We start from the raw sequence: 17,028 nt of genomic DNA, 5'->3' as shown, positions 1-17,028 counted from the left end.
CGGGATGGTTCCTTGGAAGCCCCCTTTAGCGCGGGGCCCCCGCAGGATCCAAGGGCGGGCCGGCGCTTCGGCCGGCGACGAGCCAGTAGACCACGCCAGCGCAGCCGCCGACCACGAACAGGATCAGGGTCAGCCGCGCCTCGGCGGCGACTGCGCCCGGCGCACCCGGCCGGACGGCCCCCCGCACCAGCCAGGGCAGCGCCGCGGTCAGCAGGCCGCAGCCGCCGCCGTACCAGAGGAGGCCCCGGCGCCCCAGGACCTCGCCGACGACGGCCGTCAGGGCGGGCGGGACGAAGATGAGGACGAACAGCGCCCGGGCGAGCCCGGCGACGAGGAGCAGAAGGCCTTCGGGGGGAAGGCCCGCGGCCACATCGCCGAGGGCGTCGAGGCCCGCCAGCGCCCCCCGGGCCAACCACGCATTCGCCCCCGGATCGAAGAGGAGCGCGACCGTGAGAGCCGCGCCCCCGGCGGGGACCGCCAGGAGCAGGGCGAAGGCGCCGAGCAGGAGGCGTCCGACGACCCGCATCACGGGTGGGCGGGCGTGGTCCCCCCACCCCCGCCATGGTCCGCCCGCGGCTTGCGACGCAGCCGCCCGAGGCGGATCGAAAGGTGGCGGATCACCACGTAGAAGACCGGCGTGAGGAACAGGCCAAAGAACGTCGCGCCGATCATCCCGAAGAACACCGCCGTCCCGAGGGCCTGCCGCATCTCGGCCCCAGGACCGGTCGCGATCACCAGCGGCAGGGTGCCGAGGATGAAGGCGAAGGCGGTCATCAGGATCGGCCGCAGGCGCAGGCGGCAGGCTTCCACCGCCGCCTCGACCGGCCCGCGATGTTCACGCTGCTCGATGTCGTGGGCGAATTCCACGATCAGGATGGCGTTCTTGGCCGCGAGGCCGATGAGCACGATCAGACCGATCTGGGTCAGGATGTTATTGTCCTGCCCCCTGAACTGCACGCCGCCGAGGGCGGCAAGCACGCCGGTGGGCACCACGAGCAGGATCGAGAGCGGCAGCGCCCACGATTCGTACTGCGCGGCCAGCACGAGGAACACGAGAAGCACGCCCAGGGCGAACACGTAGGCACCCGTGCCGCTCGCCGCCTTCTGCTGGAAGGCGATCTCCGTCCAGTCATAGGAATAACCGTCCGGCAGCGTCTTCTTGGCCAGTTCCTCCATCGTGTTCAGGGCCTGACCGGTCGACACGCCTGGCTTGGCCACACCCTGCACGGGGATCGAGTAGTACAGGTTGAACCGCTGCACGATCTGCGGACCGGTGACGTCGCGTACGCTGGCCAGGGTGCCCATCGGCACCAGAGCCCCCGTCGAGGAGCGCACCTTGATCTGCGAGATGTCCTGGATCGACGTGCGGAACTGCGCGTCGCCCTGGAGGCGGACCTGATAGATTCGGCCCAAGGTGTTGAAGTCGTTCACATAGGTGCCGCCGAGATCGGCCTGCACCGACGAGAAGACGTTGGCCAGCGGCACGTTCAGCATCCGCGCGATGGTGCGGTCGATGTCGAGGTAGAGCTGCGGCGTCGAGTTGTCGAAGGTGGTGAACACCCGCTGGACGTCGGCACTCTGGTTGGCCGCGCCGATCAGGGCCCCCGCGGCCGCGGTGAGCGCGCCGATATCCGACGATTGCCGGCTCTCCACCTGCAGCTTGAAGCCGCCGCCGTTGCCGAGGCCGCGCACCGGGGGCGGCGGAATCACGACGACCCGGGCTTCCTGGATGTTGCTCGTCGCCTTCAGCACGTCGCCGGTGATGACGGCGGCGGTCCGGCCCGCGGCGGCCCGCTCCTTGGCGTTCTTCAGCGTGAGGAACATCACGCCCGCATTGGTGGTGTTGGTGAAGGTCGCGCCGTCGAAGCCGGCGATGATCACCGCGTTGGCGACGCCGTCCACCGTCCGCGCCTGCTGCGCGGCCTTCAGGATCACGTCCGTGGTGCGGTCGAGGGACGAGCCCGAGGGCAGCTGGACGACGCCGATCAGGTAGCCCTGGTCCTGGTCCGGGATGAAGCCCGTGGGCGTCGTCTGCGCGAGGTGCAGCGTCCCCGCGATCACGCCGGCATAGACCAGCAGCATCACCCTGATCCCGATCACGCCCCCGGTCAGCATCCGGATCGTGCGGCCATAGGCGTTGGAGGTCGCGTCGAAGGCGCGGTTGAATCCGTTGGCCAGCCAGTTGACGAACCGGGTCAGGAAGAAGCGCGGCGCCTTCCGCTCGTGATGGGACGTCAACAGCAGCTTGCAGAGCGCCGGCGACAGGGTCAGCGAGTTGAAGGCCGAGATCAGCGTCGAGGCGGCGATGGTCAGCGCGAACTGCTTGTAGAACTGGCCCGAGATGCCGGGAATGAAGGCGGTGGGCACGAACACCGCCGCCAGCACCAGGGCGATGGCGACGACCGCGCCGCCCACCTCGTCCATGGTCTTGTGGGCGGCATCGCCGGGGGAAAGCCCCTCGGCCATGTTGCGCTCGACGTTCTCCACCACGACGATGGCGTCGTCGACCACGATGCCGATCGCGAGCACCAGCCCAAATAGGGTCAGGTTGTTGAGGGAGAAGCCGAAGGCCGCCATCGCGGCGAAGGTGCCGATGAGCGACACGGGAATCGCGATGACCGGAATCAGCGCCGTCCGCCAGCTCTGGAGGAAGACGATGACCACGATCACCACGAGGCCCACCGCCTCGAACAGGGTCTTGTAGACCTCCTGGATCGACTCCTCGATAAAGTCCGTGGGGTTGTAGGCGATGCGGTACTCGACGTCGGGCGGGAAGTTCTTCTTCACCGTCTCCATCACCTTCCGCACGGAGGCGGCGGCGTCGAGGGCGTTGGTGCCGGGACGCTGGAACGCGCCGATGCCCACGGCGGGCGTGTCGTTCAGGTAGGAATTGGTGGTGTAGTCCTTCTGGCCCATCTCGACGCGGGCAATGTCCTTCACCCGCACGAGGCGTCCGTTCTGCGCCTTGATGATGACCTCGGCGAACTCCTCGGGCGACTTGAAGCGCGCCTGCGACTGGACGACGAGCTGGAACGCCTCGCTCTTGGCCGCCGGCGGACCGTTGAGCTGGCCGGCCGCCACCTGCACGTTCTGCTCCTGCAGCGCCGTGGTGACGTCGGTGACCGAGAGACCGTAGGCGGCGAGCTTGTTCGGATCGACCCAGATGCGCTCGGCGTATTCGCTGCCGCCGAACACCGTGATGTCGCCCACTCCGTCCAGGCGCAGGAGCTCGTCGCGGATGTTCAGGTAGATGTAGTTGGCGAGGTAGTTCTGGTCGTAGGTCTTGTTCGGCGAGAGCAGGTGCACGACCAGCATCAGGTCGGGCGAGGCCTTGCGCACGGTGACGCCGAGGTTGCGCACGTCCGGCGGCAGGCGGGGCTGGGCGACCGAGAGGCGGTTCTGCACCAGCACGTTGGCGATATCGAGGTTGGTGCCGACCTTGAAGGTCACGGTCAGCAGCATGTTGCCGTCGTTAGTCGACAACGACGTCATGTAGAGCATGTTGTCGACGCCGTTGACCTCCTGCTCGATCGGCGTCGCGATCGTGGCGGCCACGGTCTCGGCGTTGGCGCCCGGGTACGAGGCGCGGACGGTCACCGTCGGCGGCACGATCTCCGGGTATTGCGAGACCGGCAGCGTCTCGTAGGCGACGAAGCCGAGGATCAGGAACACGATCGACGTGACGGACGCGAAGATCGGCCTGTCGACGAAGAAGTGGGCGAAACGCATCGGTCGAACCTCATGGAGTCGCGCCAGCCCAGAAGGCCCGGCTGCGCCTCGTCAGTCTCTGCCTCGCGCTCCCCGGCGCCGGACCGGGATCCGCGGGCGGGGAGCCCTCTGAGGCGGCTGCCGGGCTCTCCCGGTTCCTCCGCCCCGCATCGTCCGTGCGGCGCCGACCGGGTCGGCGCCCCGTGTCAGGTCTTGCTGGGCGGAAGCTCGATCGTGTCCGGCGCCACTTTCACGCCGGGGCGAACCCGGGCCAGCCCGTTGACCACCACGGTCTCGTCGCCCTTCAGCCCGTCCTGGATCACCCGGTAGCCGTCGACCTTGGGGCCGAGCTTCACGTCGCGCTGCTGGATCGTGTTGTCCGGCCCGACGAGGTAGACGATCCGCTTGTCCTGGTTGGCGGCCACCGCCTCGTCGGGGAGCAGCACACCCTGGTAGGGCTTCGTCGCCGGCATGGAGACGATGCCGAAGAGACCGGGCTTGATGAACTTGTCCGCGTTCTCGACCGTGGCGCGCAGGAGAACCGTGCCGGTGGCGTTGTCGACGCGGTTGTCCACGAAGTCGAGGGTACCCTTGCGGGTCGGCTTGGCCTCGCCGGAGAGCGAGATGAGGATCGGTACGCCCTTGCCTCGCTGGGTCTGGCCCATGCCGATACCGAGCGAGCCCTGGTACTTCAGGAACGACCTCTCATCGACCGTAAAGCTGAAATAGATCGGATCGAGGGAGACGATGGTCGTCAGCAGCGTCTGGTCCGTGATGACGATGTTGCCCTCGGTGACGTTGCGCTGGCTGATCCGCCCGTCGATCGGCGACTTCACCTCGGTGAAGTTGTAGTTGAGCTGGGCGTTGTCGAGGGCGGCCTGGGCGCTGTCCACGTCGGCCTGGGCCGTCTGAGAGGCCTGCCGGCGCTGGTCGGTGACCTGCTCGGAGATGTTGCCGCTCTTGGACAGCGTCTGCGCGCGCTCGAGGTCGGTGACGGAGAAGTTCTGCCGCGCCTTGGCCGATTGCAGGGCGGCCTGGGCCTGCTCCAGGGCTGCCTTGTAGGGGCGCCGGTCGATCACGAAGAGCAGATCGCCCTTCTTCACCGTCTGCCCGTCCATGAAGTTGATCTTCTCGAGGTAGCCCGTCACCCGGGCCCGGACCTCGACGTATTCGACCGGATCGAACCGGCCGGTGTACTGATCCTTCTCGACGATCTCACGGACGACGGGTTTCGCGACGGTGACCTTCGGCGGCGGCCCGCCGGGCGCCTGTGCGAGGGCGGAAGTCGCTGCCGCGGCGAAGCCGACGAGGAGCGGGAGGGTGCGTACGAGCCGGCTGCGCATCGTTCTTTTGGGGTCCCTTGGCTGTGGCGCGCTACTACCGCATCGGCCAAACTGCTTGTGCGCGAGCACACATGACGGCATTCGAACCAGACACGTCGCGGGAATATTCAGGCGATATCCTCACCTGACGCGTACCAATCCTTGAAGCCGCCCCGGTAATGCTCGGAGAATTCGAGGCCGGCCCGTTGCGCGGCGACCAGGGCATTGGCCGAGCGCACGCCCGCCGCACAGGACAGGACGGGGCGGCGGCCATCCGCCCGGACCAACTCGGCCAGGGCCGCCGGATCGAATTCCGACAAAGGATGGGAGACCGAGCCGGGAATGTGGCCCGCCTCGTATTCGTAAGCTTCTCGCACGTCGATCACCAGGATCGACCCATCCGCGAGACCCTGCTTGACCGTCTCGCGATCGAGGTCGACCACCTTCATCCGACGTCGCTCCCCGTCCCGTTCGATCATGCCGCTGACGCTTTTCCATATTCGTCAGGGGCGGCCGACGCAACTCGCGGTCTCCTTAGAGGGCGGCGAGGACGGGCGTGACGGCCGCGAAGTGCCCGGCCCAAGCCGGCGGATGGTAGCCTGCGAGGCGGTCCGCCATCTCGGCACGCCTGGGTGAGTCGGCCTCCGCCAGCGATTCAATTGCGGCGAGCCATCCTGGCCCATCGAGGGGATCGCGGAACAGGGCGAATCCCTCTGCAATCTCCCGGTGGGCGGGGATGTCGGATGCCACGACCGGCAGGCCGGAGGCTGCGGCCTCCACGACCGGGATACCGTAGCCTTCGGTGAAGGAGGGCATCAGCAGGGCCGTGCAGGACCGCATCAGCGCCGCGAGGCCGTGGGTGGACAGGCCCGATGCCTCGATCACGTGATCACGCACGCCCGGGCACCGCTCCAGCATGTCGATGGCGCTCTCGGCCTCCCATCCCCGCCGCCCGACAACAACGAGTCGGGGCGTGCGCGCCCCGTGCCGTTCGGCCAAGACTCGCCAAAGCTGGAACAGCAGGAGATGATTCTTGCGCGATTCGATGGTGCCGCAGGCGACGAACGTGGGCCCCGGCAGGACGAGCCGCTCCCCGTCCCGCCCGAAGGCCGGCTCGACGCCGAGATGGCCCACCGCCACCGGTGGCTTCGGGTACCCCCAGGCATCGAGAAGCTGCAGCGTCCGCCGGCCCGTATCCTCCGAGTTGACGAGGATCGCCGCCGCGTGCCGCCCGATGGTGCGCATCCGCGTCTCGTGCCGGGCCGCCTCGCCGGCGCGGCCATATTCGGGATGGGTGATCGGGATGACGTCGTGGACGAAGAAGGCGGCACGGACGTCTTGACGATCATAGAGCCAGTCGAACCGCCCGGGGCGGTCGAGGCGCAGGTGCGAAGTATGCAGGTAGAGGCTGTCCCGCGGCAGCGCCGAGACGGGCCGGGACCGGGCCAAAATCCTGGCGAGCGTCCTGGCCTGGATGAGCCGGCGATCCCGGTCCGACGATCCGCGCCGGGACGTCGGAGCCTGAGCCTCGACGGGCACCCGGGCGCCGAGACGTTCCGCCAGCCGCCGGTAGGCCGGGTCGTCCCGGGCCGGGCGGTCCTCCACCCAACCGGCCTCCACCGCTGCCACGACGGCCCGGGCCTCGTCCTTGTCCAGCACCCGGGGCCCGAAGGCCGTGGAGACGACGCCGACCCCCTCCCCCGGCCCGTCCAGGACCGCATGGGCGTAGGCCAGATCGACCCGGTCGATCCCGGACGGGCTCGTATGCCGCAGGCGGGTGACGAGGCGGGTCAGGTCGAAGGCGATGGGGCGCTGGATCGTCACGGGCGGCGTGGTCTTCAAGGTTGGGTTGTCTCCAGGATCGATCTGTCTCGGGCGATGAGCGGAAGCCGCTGGTCGGGGCGGACGGGCGCCCTGCCTACCCGGCGCCGTGCCCGTCGGCCAGCGCCGACCCATCCCTGGATTGCGTGCGATCTGCACCCGCATGCGTTTCGGGGCTTGCGTTGTCCGGTCCGGAGAAGCTAAGAGCCGCGGACCCTTCGGGGCGTCGGAGTGTAGCGCAGCCCGGTTAGCGCACTAGTCTGGGGGACTAGGGGTCGTGGGTTCGAATCCCGCCACTCCGACCATTCATCCTCGAAGGATCGGGACCCGATGACCGGCGGGTCCGAACGCCGCAAAGCTCTCGTCACATTCCTGCAGACTGACGGCCAGTGCTTGGCCGTTCGGCGCTTGGCCGGACCCGCGGGATCCCCACTCGAAGATTTTTCGCAGGCGCTCGTCAAACGGCGAGATCATTTTGCAAGCTTTTATTCCGGAAGCAAACAATACAATTTTTAACCATTAACCTACGCCACCGCATAATTGAACATTGGTGTTGAGCGACCGTTGTCAGGCATCCTTAGCTTGCCTTCGGAAGTGGCCATGCCCCATTCGATCTTCATTCGAGAGCGGAAGAGCGGAAAAGCCCGACCCCCTGAATTAGTCGCCTACGATATCGACAGTATCTCCCTGGCGAACCGGCTGGTCCGGCGGATCGCCAAGTCGTTCCGGAACAACGGCCATGACCCCGAGACGGGACGCCGGTGGTTCCAGCAAAAGACAAGCGTCTTCGATATCTACCGCTGGCATCAGTAACCGGCTCCATTCTCCCGCCCGGCCGAGGGCCGGGCGGGCTCGCAGGTCAGTGCGAGCCCGCGGCGCCCATCTCGGCCCGGAACAGGGCCTCCATCTCCCGGCGGACGCGGATCGCCTCGCGGGTGGCGTCGAAGGTCACGTCCGCCCATCGAACCGGGCGCCCGGCCGGCACATCGTTCTTCAGCACCAGATCATGGGCGAGGCCGATGGGCACGGCATCCTGCACCAGGGCGTCGGCCGCCGGCATCAGTTTGCCGTAGACGGTGAACCCGCCCTCGCCGTCGAGCCGCTCGCCCGCCCGCAGGGGACGCTTGGCGGTGGCAGCCACGTCGCCCCGCCAGTCGGTGGTGGCGCCCGTCGACTCGCCGCGGATGGCGATGGAGGCGACCGAGATCCCCAGTTCGAGCCCGATCAGGTGGTAAGGCTTGTAGGTGGCCGCGTAGCGACCGGTGCTGTCGGTCTTGAGGCCGTACTGGGCGAAGCAATCCTGCACGTAGCGGCTCGGCGCCTCGAACACCGCGTAGACGCCCCAGCGCAGGTCGCGGAAGACCGGGCGGCCATCCCGTTCCAGGGATGAGACCACCTCCACCGTGCCCTTCTCCGCCAGGATCCCACCCTCGGCCACGGGGCGGAGCAGGCTCGGCAGGTCATCGACGCCACAGGCCGGGAAGGCGAGCCCATCCCGCGGGGGCGTGAGGCCGCAGGCATTGGCCACCGCGGCCATCTCGAGGGCCGACTTGGTGCCGTCGAGGAAGGAGTTGAACATCTGCGGGTTGAAATCGCCGCCGGCCACCTGCTCATCGGTGAAGCCGTAATGACCCCAGACCGTCTCGGGGGTCGAGGCGTGGTAGACGGGGAGGTACTTCGTGCCCTTGCCGGCGCAGACGACCTCCAAGCCGATGGTCCTCGCCCAATCGACGAGTTCGGCGATGAGGGCCGGCTGGTCGCCCGAGGCCATGCTGTAGATGATGCCTGCCTCGGCGGCCCGGCGGGCGAGGTAGGGCCCGGCGAGAACATCGGCCTCCACGTTGACCATCACCACATGCTTGCGGTGCTCGCAGGCCTTCAGGACGTGATGGATCCCGGCGGCCGGACTTCCGGTGGCGTCGATCACGATGTCGATAAAGGGGCTGGCGATCATGCCGTCCGCATCGTCCGTGACGCAGGTGGTGCCCTCGCGGGCCGCCCTCTCCAGGGATGCGGCGGCGAAGCGCTCGTCCGCCCAGCCGACCCGGCGGAGGGAGTCCTTCGCCCGCGGGGGCGACAGGTCGGCTACGGCCACGAGGTGAATGCCGGCGGTCCGCGGGGCCTGGGACAGGTACATCGAGCCGAACTTCCCGGCCCCGATCAGCCCGACCCGGACGGGCCGGCCCTCCTGCGCACGGCGCTGCAACTGCGCGAACATCGACATGGCCCGGCCTCCCTGGGAATTTTTCCGACCGGTGCAGCACGATCCCGCCGCCCTTGGCAAGCCGGGGGAGCTGCGGCGTGCTGTGCTCCGCCGCCGATGCGTCAGCGGAGCCAGTAGCGGTCCGGGGCGATCGCGGGAGGCAGCGGATCCCCCAACGCGCCCAGTACCGTCCGCTCGACCTCGCGCAGCATCGCGTCGATCGGCAGATCGTTGGGGGCCGTGCCGAAGGGCTCCTCGAGCTCGTCACCCAGGAGGTCGAGGCCGAAGAAGGTGTAGGACACCAGCGCCACGGCCGCCGGCGTCGCCCAGCCCAGGGAGCCCGACAGGCCGACGGGCAGGAACAGGCAGTACAACCAGGCCGTGCGGTACACGAGGAGCGTGTAGGCGAAGGGCACGGGCGTGTGGCGGATCCGCTCGCAGGCGGTCTGGATGGCGCACAGGTCCGTGACCTTCCGTTCGAGGAGGCCGAACAGGATGTCGGTCAGCGCCCCCCGGCGCATCGCGGCGGCGAGGTCGGCCAGCAGGAGGCCGAGGATCGCGTCCGCGGGGCTCGACCGGTCGCGCAAGCCGGCCGCCTCGGCCTCGGTGAGCCACGCGGCGGCGGCCTTCGCCCCTTCCTGGCCCCGGAGGCTGGCATGGAGGGCGCTCGTGAAGGCGGCGACCCGCAGGAGGCTGGCCCGGCGAAGGGCCTCATCCCCCTCCCCCGGCAGCAGGGCCGGGATCGTGCGGGCGAGGCCCCGGGCCTCCACGATCAGCGAACCCCAGACCTTCCGCGCCTCCCACCACCGGTCGTAGCAGGCGTTGTTGCGGAAGCTCAGGAAGATCGACAGGGCGAGCCCGATGAGGGTGAAGGGGCCGACCCCGGCGGTCACCGGGAAGGCCCAGGGCCACGCCTGCTCGGCGGCCACGACCACGACCGAGAAGGCCGTGATGCCGATCACCGTGGGCGCCACCCGCGGAAGGATCGAGCCCCGCAGGGCGAACATGACGGTGAACAGCGTGGGGCGGGGACGGACGATCATCGCCGATATGTGCCACGGCCGCCGCGGGAAGGCAGCCGCCCCCGCGCGGGGCGCGATTGTGCGGCGCGTTGTTGACAACGCGCCGCAACGGATGCGACTGCGCCGCCTTCATTTTCGAGGGGTTTTCCACCGCGCCGGCTTCCGGACCGGACGGGGAAACCCCGGAAGGGAGCGGCGCCGGACGCCGCGACAGCGATGCGCGCACTCATCTTTCCGGGCCAGGGCAGCCAGGCCGTGGGCATGGCCAAGGATCTGGCGGCGAACTTCCCGCAGGCGCGGGCCGTGCTCGATGAGGTCGACGACGCCCTCGGCCAGAAGCTCTCGCACCTCATGGCCGAGGGGCCGGCGGACGAGCTGACTCTGACCGCCAACGCCCAGCCCGCCCTGATGGCCGCGAGCCTCGCCGCCCTGCGGGTCCTGGAGGCGGAGCGCGGCCTCGATCTCGGCCGGGACGTCGCCTGCGTCGCCGGCCATTCGCTGGGCGAATACACGGCACTCGCCGCCGCGGGCAGCCTGACCATCGCCGACGCCGCGCGCCTCCTGCGTATCCGCGGCCAGGCCATGCAGGCCGCCATCCCCCCCGGCGCCGGGGCGATGGCCGCGCTGATCGGCACCGATATCGACGCCGCCCACGCCCTGGCCGAGGAGGCCGCGGAGGGCGAGATCTGCGACGTGGCCAACGACAACGGCGGCGGACAGGTGGTGCTCTCGGGTGCCCGCGGCGCAGTGGAGCGCGCCGTCGCCCTCGCCTCCTCCAAGGGGATCAAGCGGGCGGTGATGCTCAACGTCTCCGCGCCCTTCCACTGCCGCCTGATGGCCCCGGCCGCAGCGCGGATGGCCCAGGCCCTGACGGCGGTGGACCTGCAGGCGCCGAAGGTGCCCCTCTACGCCAACGTCACCGCCGCCCCGGTGGGCGGCCCCGACGAGATCCGCCTTGCCCTGGTGGAGCAGGTCACCGGCACCGTCCGCTGGCGGGAGAGCGTTGCCGCCATGGCCGCCTCCGGTGTCTCGCACTTCGCCGAACTGGGGGCCGGCAAGGTGCTGGCCGGCCTCGTCAAGCGCATCGCCCCCGGCGCGCAGGCGGTCTCGGTCGGCACCCCGGCCGACATCGCCGCCTTCGCGCCCTGACCGCAAACGGAACCCGACCCATGTTCGACCTGACCGGCCGCAAGGCCCTCGTCACCGGCGCCACAGGCGGCCTCGGCGGGGCCATCGCCCGCAGCCTTCACGCCGCCGGGGCCACCGTCGCCCTTTCGGGGACCCGGGCCGATGCGCTCGAAGCCCTCGCCGCCGAACTCGGGGAGCGCACCGCCATCGTGCCGGCGAACCTCGCCGACACCGCCTCGGTCGAGGCCCTGGTCCCCTCCGCCGAGGAGAAGATCGGCCCCCTCGACATCCTCGTGAACAATGCCGGCATCACGCGGGACAACCTCTTCATGCGGATGAAGGACGAGGAGTGGGATTCGGTGATCGCCGTGAACCTCACCGCCGCCTTCCGCCTGTCGCGGGCGGCGGTGAAAGGTATGATGCGCCGCCGTTACGGCCGGATCATCGGCATCGGCTCGGTGGTGGGCACCACCGGCAATCCCGGCCAGGGGAACTACGCCGCCGCCAAGGCCGGCCTCGTGGGCCTCACCAAGGCGCTGGCCGGCGAGGTCGCCTCCCGCGGGATCACCGTGAATTGCATCGCGCCCGGCTTCATCGCCTCGCCGATGACCGACGCCCTCAATGAGAAGCAGCGGGAGGGCATCCTCACCCGGGTGCCGGCCGGGCGCCTCGGCGAAGGCGCGGAAGTCGCCGCGGCCTGCCTGTACCTCGCCTCGCAGGAGGCGGGCTACGTCACCGGCCAGACGCTGCACGTGAACGGCGGGATGGCGATGATCTGAAGCCAAAACAAGTCAAGGCACTGAAAAACCACACCTCTGAACGCTTTGTGAACGGCCTCTCGCCAGGGCGAAAACCCTGTGCTACCACCCGATCAGCCGTACAGGGGGTTGACGGTTCAGCGGGTTTTCAGTCCAAGGCCCCTGCATCGGGGCTGACCCGGTTTACCTCGAAACACGCGCGATCGGACACCGGCTCTCCAGGGCCCTCAGGCGAGGCGAGCCACGGCATGACAAGAAAACGCGAACAGAGACCAGCAAGGACGAGGACGCAAGACCGATGAGCGATATCGCTGAGCGCGTGAAGAAGATCGTTGTCGAGCACCTGGGCGTTGAGCCCGAGAAGGTGGTCGAGAGCGCCAACTTCATCGACGACCTCGGTGCCGACAGCCTCGACACCGTCGAGCTGGTGATGGCCTTCGAGGAGGAGTTCAACGTCGAAATCCCGGACGACGCCGCCGAGACCATCCAGACGGTCGGGGACGCGGTGAAGTTCCTGGAGAAGAACTCGGCCGCCTGAGGGGTCGATTCGAGTTTCACGCGGCGCGGCTGAGGCGATTTCGCCCCCGCGCCGTTATTCGTTTTAGAGGATTGCAGGACGGGTTCTATGCGGCGGGTTGTGGTCACGGGTCTGGGGATGGTCACGCCGCTCGGCAGCGGAGTGGAGCACACCTGGAGCCGCCTGATCGCGGGAGATAGCGGCGCCGGGATGATTCGCGGGTTCGAAGCCGCCGATCTGCCCTGCCGCATCGCCTGCCAGATCCCCTTCGGCGACGGCAGCGAGGGGACGTTCAACCCCGACGCGGCGATGGACCCGAAGGAGCAGCGCAAGGTCGATCCGTTCATCGTCTACGCCATGGCGGCGGCCGACGAGGCGCTGGCGGATGCGGGCTGGCACCCGACCGACGAAGAGGACCGCATCGCCACGGGCGTGCTGATCGGCTCCGGCATCGGCGGCATCGGCGGCATCTACGACGCCTCCGTGACCCTCCACGAGAAGGGCCCCCGGCGGATCTCGCCGTTCTTCATTCCCGGCCGGATCATCAACCTGGCCGCGGGGCAGGTGTCGATCAAGCACGGGCTGAAGGGCCCGAACCACGCCGTGGTCACCGCCTGCTCGACGGGCGCGCATGCCATCGGCGACGCGAGCCGGCTGATCGCGCTGGGCGACGCCGACGTGATGGTGGCCGGCGGCGCCGAATCACCCGTGAACCGCCTCTCCATCGCCGGGTTCTCGGCCTGCCGGGCGCTCTCCACCGGCTTCAACGACGCCCCGGAGAAGGCCTCCCGCCCCTACGACAAGGACCGCGACGGCTTCGTCATGGGCGAGGGCGCGGGCGTGGTGGTGCTGGAGGAATACGAGCACGCCAAGGCCCGGGGCGCGAAGATCTACGCTGAGGTCGTCGGCTACGGCCTCTCCGGCGATGCCTACCACATCACCTCACCCTCGCCGGACGGCGACGGCGCCTTCCGCTGCATGACCGCCGCGGTGAAGCGTGCGGGCATCTCCCCGTCCGAGATCGACTACATCAACGCCCACGGCACATCGACGCCCATGGGCGACGAGCTGGAGCTGAAGGCGGTGGAGCGTCTCCTCGGCGAGGGCGCGGCGAAGGCCACGATGTCCTCCACCAAGAGCGCGGTGGGCCACCTCCTCGGCGCGGCCGGTGCGGTGGAGGCGATCTTCTCGATCCTCACCATCCGCGACGGCGTGATCCCGCCGACGTTGAACCTCGACAACCCGAGCGTCGAGACCCGCATCGACCTCGTCCCGCACGAGGCCAAGCGCAAGCGCGTGGATGTGGCCCTGTCGAACTCGTTCGGCTTCGGCGGAACGAACGCTTCGCTGGTGATGCGGCGAGTCTGAGAGGGCGGGCCGCGTTTGGCGAAAAGTTTTGCGACCGTAATCCTCCCACAACCTGATCCCGAGGCGCCCGCTTCAGCGGGCCGCGAAGGAGGGCTCCAGGGAGCGCAGCGCGTTCTGGAGCCCTCCTTCGAGGCTGCTTCGCAGCACCTCAGGATGAGGCAAGGGAATGGGATCGGACGGGTTTCGATCCCGACCTACGCTGGGCTCTCAGCCCTCAGAGGCGTCCCTGCGGCGTGAGCCGGTGCACCACCTCCGGGAGCGTCTGGGACAGCTCCGATAGGAGCGCGCCTCGCTCCATGCCGGTCTCGCGCTCCAGGGCGTCCACGGTGTCGTCGCCGAGGGCGCGGGCGAGTTGATCCGGGCCGATGGCGTGGTTCGTGCCGTGGCCGATCCAGGAACCGATCACATCCCCGAGTCCCGCATTCCGGAAGCGGTCCACCAGCGGCCCGAGGCCCGCCACCTCCTCGATCTGGGAGCGACCTGCCGTCTGCGACGGACCACCGCCGCCGAGCATGCCGGACAGGTCGTCGAACCCGCCGCCCGGCAGAGAAGCGTCCACCGGGGGCTCCGCATCCGACGACGGACCTTGGCCGACGGGGCCGGTGTCGCGGCGACCGCCATACTGATCGAACCCGCCGATATCGCCGGAATCGCCCCGGGGCGTCGGTTGATGCGGTCGCTCTCCCGAAGGCCCGGTGCCGGAGCGGTCGGCCTCCGGGCCGGGCTCGCCCTGGCGCCCGCGGCCGAAGATATCGCCGAAGCCGCCGCTGGCGCCCTTGGCGAGGAGCAGCATCAGGAGGGCCTTCACCAGGGGCGACATCCCCCCCTGTCGGCCGCCGAAGACCTGCCCCAGGACGCCGCCGATCACCGATTCGAGCATGCCCATCCGTGCCTCCCCGCCTTGCGCCCGTTCAACGTTCCGCGCCGGCCGTTCGGTTCCCCAGGGCGCCGAGGGCACAGCCAGACAGGTACGGGGGCAGCATCAACGCGGCCCCTTCGAGCCAGAGGCCCGGAAGGCCCGGTACAACCTGCGCTGCAGCGAGGGCCATGACCAGGAGGGCAAGGCCCGCGAGACCGAAGGGCACCACCCGGTCTCGGGGCCAGCCCGCCAGGAAGCCCACGAGGCAGCCGAGCGCCACCGCCCCGGCGAGGCCGGGCCAGAACGCAGCGAGGAGGAGCGTCACGGGCGTCGAGCCTCCGTGGGGATCGATCCGGCGGCGATCACGGGGCCAGCGCGACCGTCGCCGGCCCCGCCCCCCTGTCCGGTCCCGCCGCCACCTGGCCGGGCTTCATCCCGGCCTGGAGCAGGTATTCCACCAGGGCCTGCGCCCGCTGGCGGGCGAGGCCGGACGCCTCGTCTTCCGCCGGCTTGGCCTCGGTGCCCTCAGGGGGCTTCTTGTCCTCCGCCTTGGCAATTTTGGCGGGCGGCTTCTTCTCGGCGGGCTTCTTCTCGGACGATTTGACCGGTTTGGCGGCCTCCTCCGGCGGCGGGGCGGGCTTGGCCCCCGGCGGGTCGGCGGGCCCCGACACCGCCACACGAAGGTCGGGGCAGGCCCGGGCCACCGAGGCCAGGGCATCGAGGGCGGGGTAGAAGGCCGGGTTCAGGCTCGTGCTGCCCACGGGGAAGCGCAGATCCGCCGTCGCGGTGGCGGCGGCGACACCTTCCCGGCAGGATTCCGCGTCTCGCCGTGCCTCCGGCTCCCGGGGGGCGACGGCAGCTGCCCCCGTCCAGCCGGCCGGAAGGGCAGAGAATCGTTCGGGCGCGCGGGCGGCGGCCTCCGGATAGAGGCTCTCGCCCGTGACGGTGAGGGTACGGTCCTTTACGGTCGCCTCGCCCGTGGCAAGGGTGGAGAGCAGCCCAGCGCCTGCCTCCAAAGCGGTGCCGAGGCCGGGCGGGGCGCCCTCGGCGAGGCGCGTGCGGTCGATCACCGGCTCGCGGTAGAGGCGCTGACGCAGGATGGCGAGGAGACGCCGCCGGGCTTCCTCATCGGGCAGATGGCCGCTCACCGTCACCGATTCGGGGCTCCGGCGCAGGCTGACCCGATAGGGCGAGAGCGGCTTGGCGGCGAGGCTCACCGTTCCCGCGCCGACACCGGGGGGGCGCTCGTCCCGCAGGAGGGCCTGCGCTTCGGGGATCGCCTGGGGATCGATGGCATCGCCATGGACCGAGACGGCGCCGCCCGCATAAGCCACCTCGCCGGTCTGAATCAGCCCGGCGAGCTTGCCCATGAATGCGGTCAGGGCCAGGGGATCGACCGTCTCCGGCAGGCCGCGGGCGGCCTGGAGCCGGTCTTCCACGGGGCCGCCATCGGTCAGCATCCGGGCCAGGGACAGGGCCGCCTGCCGGGCGGCCTCCGATGGGACATAGCCCGTGAGCGTCATCCCCGCCCCGACCCGGGCGAGGACGAAGCGGTAATCGCCAATTCGCGGCGGCAGGATCTCGACCCGGCCGAGGCTGTACCCCTCCGGCGGCCGCGCGAGGGCGGTGCGCAGGGCATCGTAGGCGGCGAGGTCCACCGCTTCGCCCGAGATGCTGAGGACCGTGTCGGTGATCACCGCCCGGCCCCCCGGCGCGAGGCTCGGGAGGCGGGCAGCGAGGAATGCGGCGGCGGACGGAAAATCCGGCGGGGCGCCGCGGGCCGCGCGGGTGCCGTCCCGCAGGGGCGTCCCCGTTCCGATGGCCCCCGTCACCTCCACCTCCAGGGCACGCCGGCCGATCTCGACCGGGCGGCTGCCTTCGACGGTGACGCCCGCCCCGCCGGCCCAGGTCGCCGCCCAACGGAATGGCGCCGCCGTCTCCACGAGGCCGACCTCGGACACGATCCGGCGCGGACCGTCGAGGGCGGAGAGTCGGGCGAGGACGACGGCCCGGCCGGTCTCGTCGGGCGCCTCGCCCTGGGCCACGAGGTCCCGGCCCTGTGCCGTGACCCGCAGCCAGGGCTCGCCATTCGCGGCAGCGGTGGTGGTGGCGGCGACGCCTTCGCCTTCCTTGGCGATCCGGTCGGCGATACCAGGAGCGGTCCAAGACGCGAGGGCGACCCAGATCCCGGCAAGGGGGAGCAAGCCGGCGAGCCAGCCGGCGCGGCGCAGGGCACGGGCGGACGTCTCGAACTGCGGCACGGATCGGGTCCGACGGGTAGGAGGCGCCCCTATACCATAGGCTGTTTCCGGCAGCACGAGG

15 protein-coding genes and 1 tRNA gene are annotated in these 17,028 nt (G+C 69.9%); 6 read left to right on the top strand and 10 right to left on the bottom strand.

Going from position 1 to position 17,028, the window contains the following annotated elements:
- Positions 1–25 precede the first annotated feature (25 nt).
- The 5 genes from MFF22_RS20000 to MFF22_RS19980 form a co-directional block, all read right to left on the bottom strand.
- Positions 26–526 carry a hypothetical protein gene (locus MFF22_RS20000; protein WP_238251727.1) on the bottom strand — a complete coding sequence of 167 codons (501 nt, stop codon included), beginning with the start codon at positions 524–526 and terminating at the stop codon, positions 26–28.
- A complete protein-coding gene (locus MFF22_RS19995) occupies positions 526–3,729 on the bottom strand; it encodes an efflux RND transporter permease subunit (RefSeq protein WP_238251634.1) in 3,204 nt (1,067 codons plus the stop codon). The genes MFF22_RS20000 and MFF22_RS19995 overlap by 1 nt, the downstream gene beginning before the upstream one ends.
- A gap of 185 nt (positions 3,730–3,914) precedes the next feature.
- Positions 3,915–5,051 (bottom strand): efflux RND transporter periplasmic adaptor subunit, encoded by a 1,137-nt coding sequence (locus MFF22_RS19990; protein ID WP_238251632.1) that lies wholly within the window; start codon positions 5,049–5,051, stop codon positions 3,915–3,917.
- A 107-nt stretch (positions 5,052–5,158) separates the two neighbouring features.
- Entirely contained in the window at positions 5,159–5,479 is a 321-nt protein-coding gene (locus MFF22_RS19985) for a rhodanese-like domain-containing protein (RefSeq protein ID WP_238251623.1), read from the bottom strand.
- An 85-nt stretch (positions 5,480–5,564) separates the two neighbouring features.
- Positions 5,565–6,872, bottom strand: coding sequence for a glycosyltransferase family 4 protein (locus tag MFF22_RS19980; protein WP_238251621.1), 1,308 nt, complete (start codon positions 6,870–6,872; stop codon positions 5,565–5,567).
- 206 nt (positions 6,873–7,078) lie between these two features.
- Between MFF22_RS19980 and MFF22_RS19975 the strand changes: the two genes are divergently transcribed.
- Positions 7,079–7,156, top strand: a tRNA-Pro gene (locus tag MFF22_RS19975).
- Positions 7,157–7,451: 295 nt separating this feature from the next.
- Entirely contained in the window at positions 7,452–7,664 is a 213-nt protein-coding gene (locus MFF22_RS19970; RefSeq protein ID WP_238251619.1) for a hypothetical protein, read from the top strand.
- 46 nt (positions 7,665–7,710) lie between these two features.
- Here the strand turns inward: MFF22_RS19970 and MFF22_RS19965 are convergent, their stop codons facing one another.
- Both MFF22_RS19965 and MFF22_RS19960 read right to left on the bottom strand, forming a co-directional pair.
- Complete coding sequence (locus MFF22_RS19965) at positions 7,711–9,075, bottom strand: NAD(P)H-dependent oxidoreductase (RefSeq protein WP_238251617.1); 1,365 nt, start codon at positions 9,073–9,075, stop codon at positions 7,711–7,713.
- 101 nt (positions 9,076–9,176) lie between these two features.
- The gene (locus tag MFF22_RS19960) at positions 9,177–10,097 is read right to left on the bottom strand and encodes a bestrophin family protein (protein ID WP_238251608.1); all 921 of its coding nucleotides are present in this window, start codon (positions 10,095–10,097) and stop codon (positions 9,177–9,179) included.
- A gap of 195 nt (positions 10,098–10,292) precedes the next feature.
- Between MFF22_RS19960 and fabD the strand changes: the two genes are divergently transcribed.
- The 4 genes from fabD to fabF all read left to right on the top strand — a co-directional run bounded on the left by fabD (position 10,293) and on the right by fabF (position 13,847).
- On the top strand, positions 10,293–11,225 hold the full coding sequence (gene fabD, locus MFF22_RS19955) for an ACP S-malonyltransferase (protein WP_238251605.1): 933 nt from the start codon (positions 10,293–10,295) through the stop codon (positions 11,223–11,225).
- Between the two features lie 20 nt (positions 11,226–11,245).
- The gene (gene fabG, locus MFF22_RS19950) at positions 11,246–11,983 is read left to right on the top strand and encodes a 3-oxoacyl-[acyl-carrier-protein] reductase (RefSeq protein WP_238251604.1); all 738 of its coding nucleotides are present in this window, start codon (positions 11,246–11,248) and stop codon (positions 11,981–11,983) included.
- 277 nt (positions 11,984–12,260) lie between these two features.
- Entirely contained in the window at positions 12,261–12,500 is a 240-nt protein-coding gene (locus tag MFF22_RS19945) for an acyl carrier protein (protein WP_007559070.1), read from the top strand.
- Positions 12,501–12,587: 87 nt separating this feature from the next.
- Positions 12,588–13,847, top strand: a complete 1,260-nt coding sequence (gene fabF / locus MFF22_RS19940; RefSeq protein ID WP_238251602.1) for a beta-ketoacyl-ACP synthase II — start codon at positions 12,588–12,590, stop codon at positions 13,845–13,847.
- Between the two features lie 214 nt (positions 13,848–14,061).
- On the opposite strand, the gene MFF22_RS19935 is transcribed toward fabF, so the two are convergent.
- The 3 genes from MFF22_RS19935 to MFF22_RS19925 are packed head-to-tail and all read right to left on the bottom strand — an operon-like array spanning position 14,062 to position 16,967.
- Positions 14,062–14,733 carry a YidB family protein gene (locus MFF22_RS19935; RefSeq protein WP_238251593.1) on the bottom strand — a complete coding sequence of 224 codons (672 nt, stop codon included), beginning with the start codon at positions 14,731–14,733 and terminating at the stop codon, positions 14,062–14,064.
- A gap of 25 nt (positions 14,734–14,758) precedes the next feature.
- On the bottom strand, positions 14,759–15,031 hold the full coding sequence (locus MFF22_RS19930; protein WP_238251591.1) for a hypothetical protein: 273 nt from the start codon (positions 15,029–15,031) through the stop codon (positions 14,759–14,761).
- A gap of 37 nt (positions 15,032–15,068) precedes the next feature.
- Positions 15,069–16,967, bottom strand: coding sequence for a hypothetical protein (locus MFF22_RS19925; protein ID WP_238251589.1), 1,899 nt, complete (start codon positions 16,965–16,967; stop codon positions 15,069–15,071).
- Positions 16,968–17,028: the final 61 nt, after the last annotated feature.

The organism is Methylobacterium persicinum, assembly GCF_022179525.1.
In the GTDB taxonomy this organism is placed as follows: Bacteria; Pseudomonadota; Alphaproteobacteria; order Rhizobiales; family Beijerinckiaceae; genus Methylobacterium; species Methylobacterium persicinum.
Note: the sequence above shows the minus strand (reverse complement) of the source record. Positions and strands in the feature narration are given on the sequence as shown.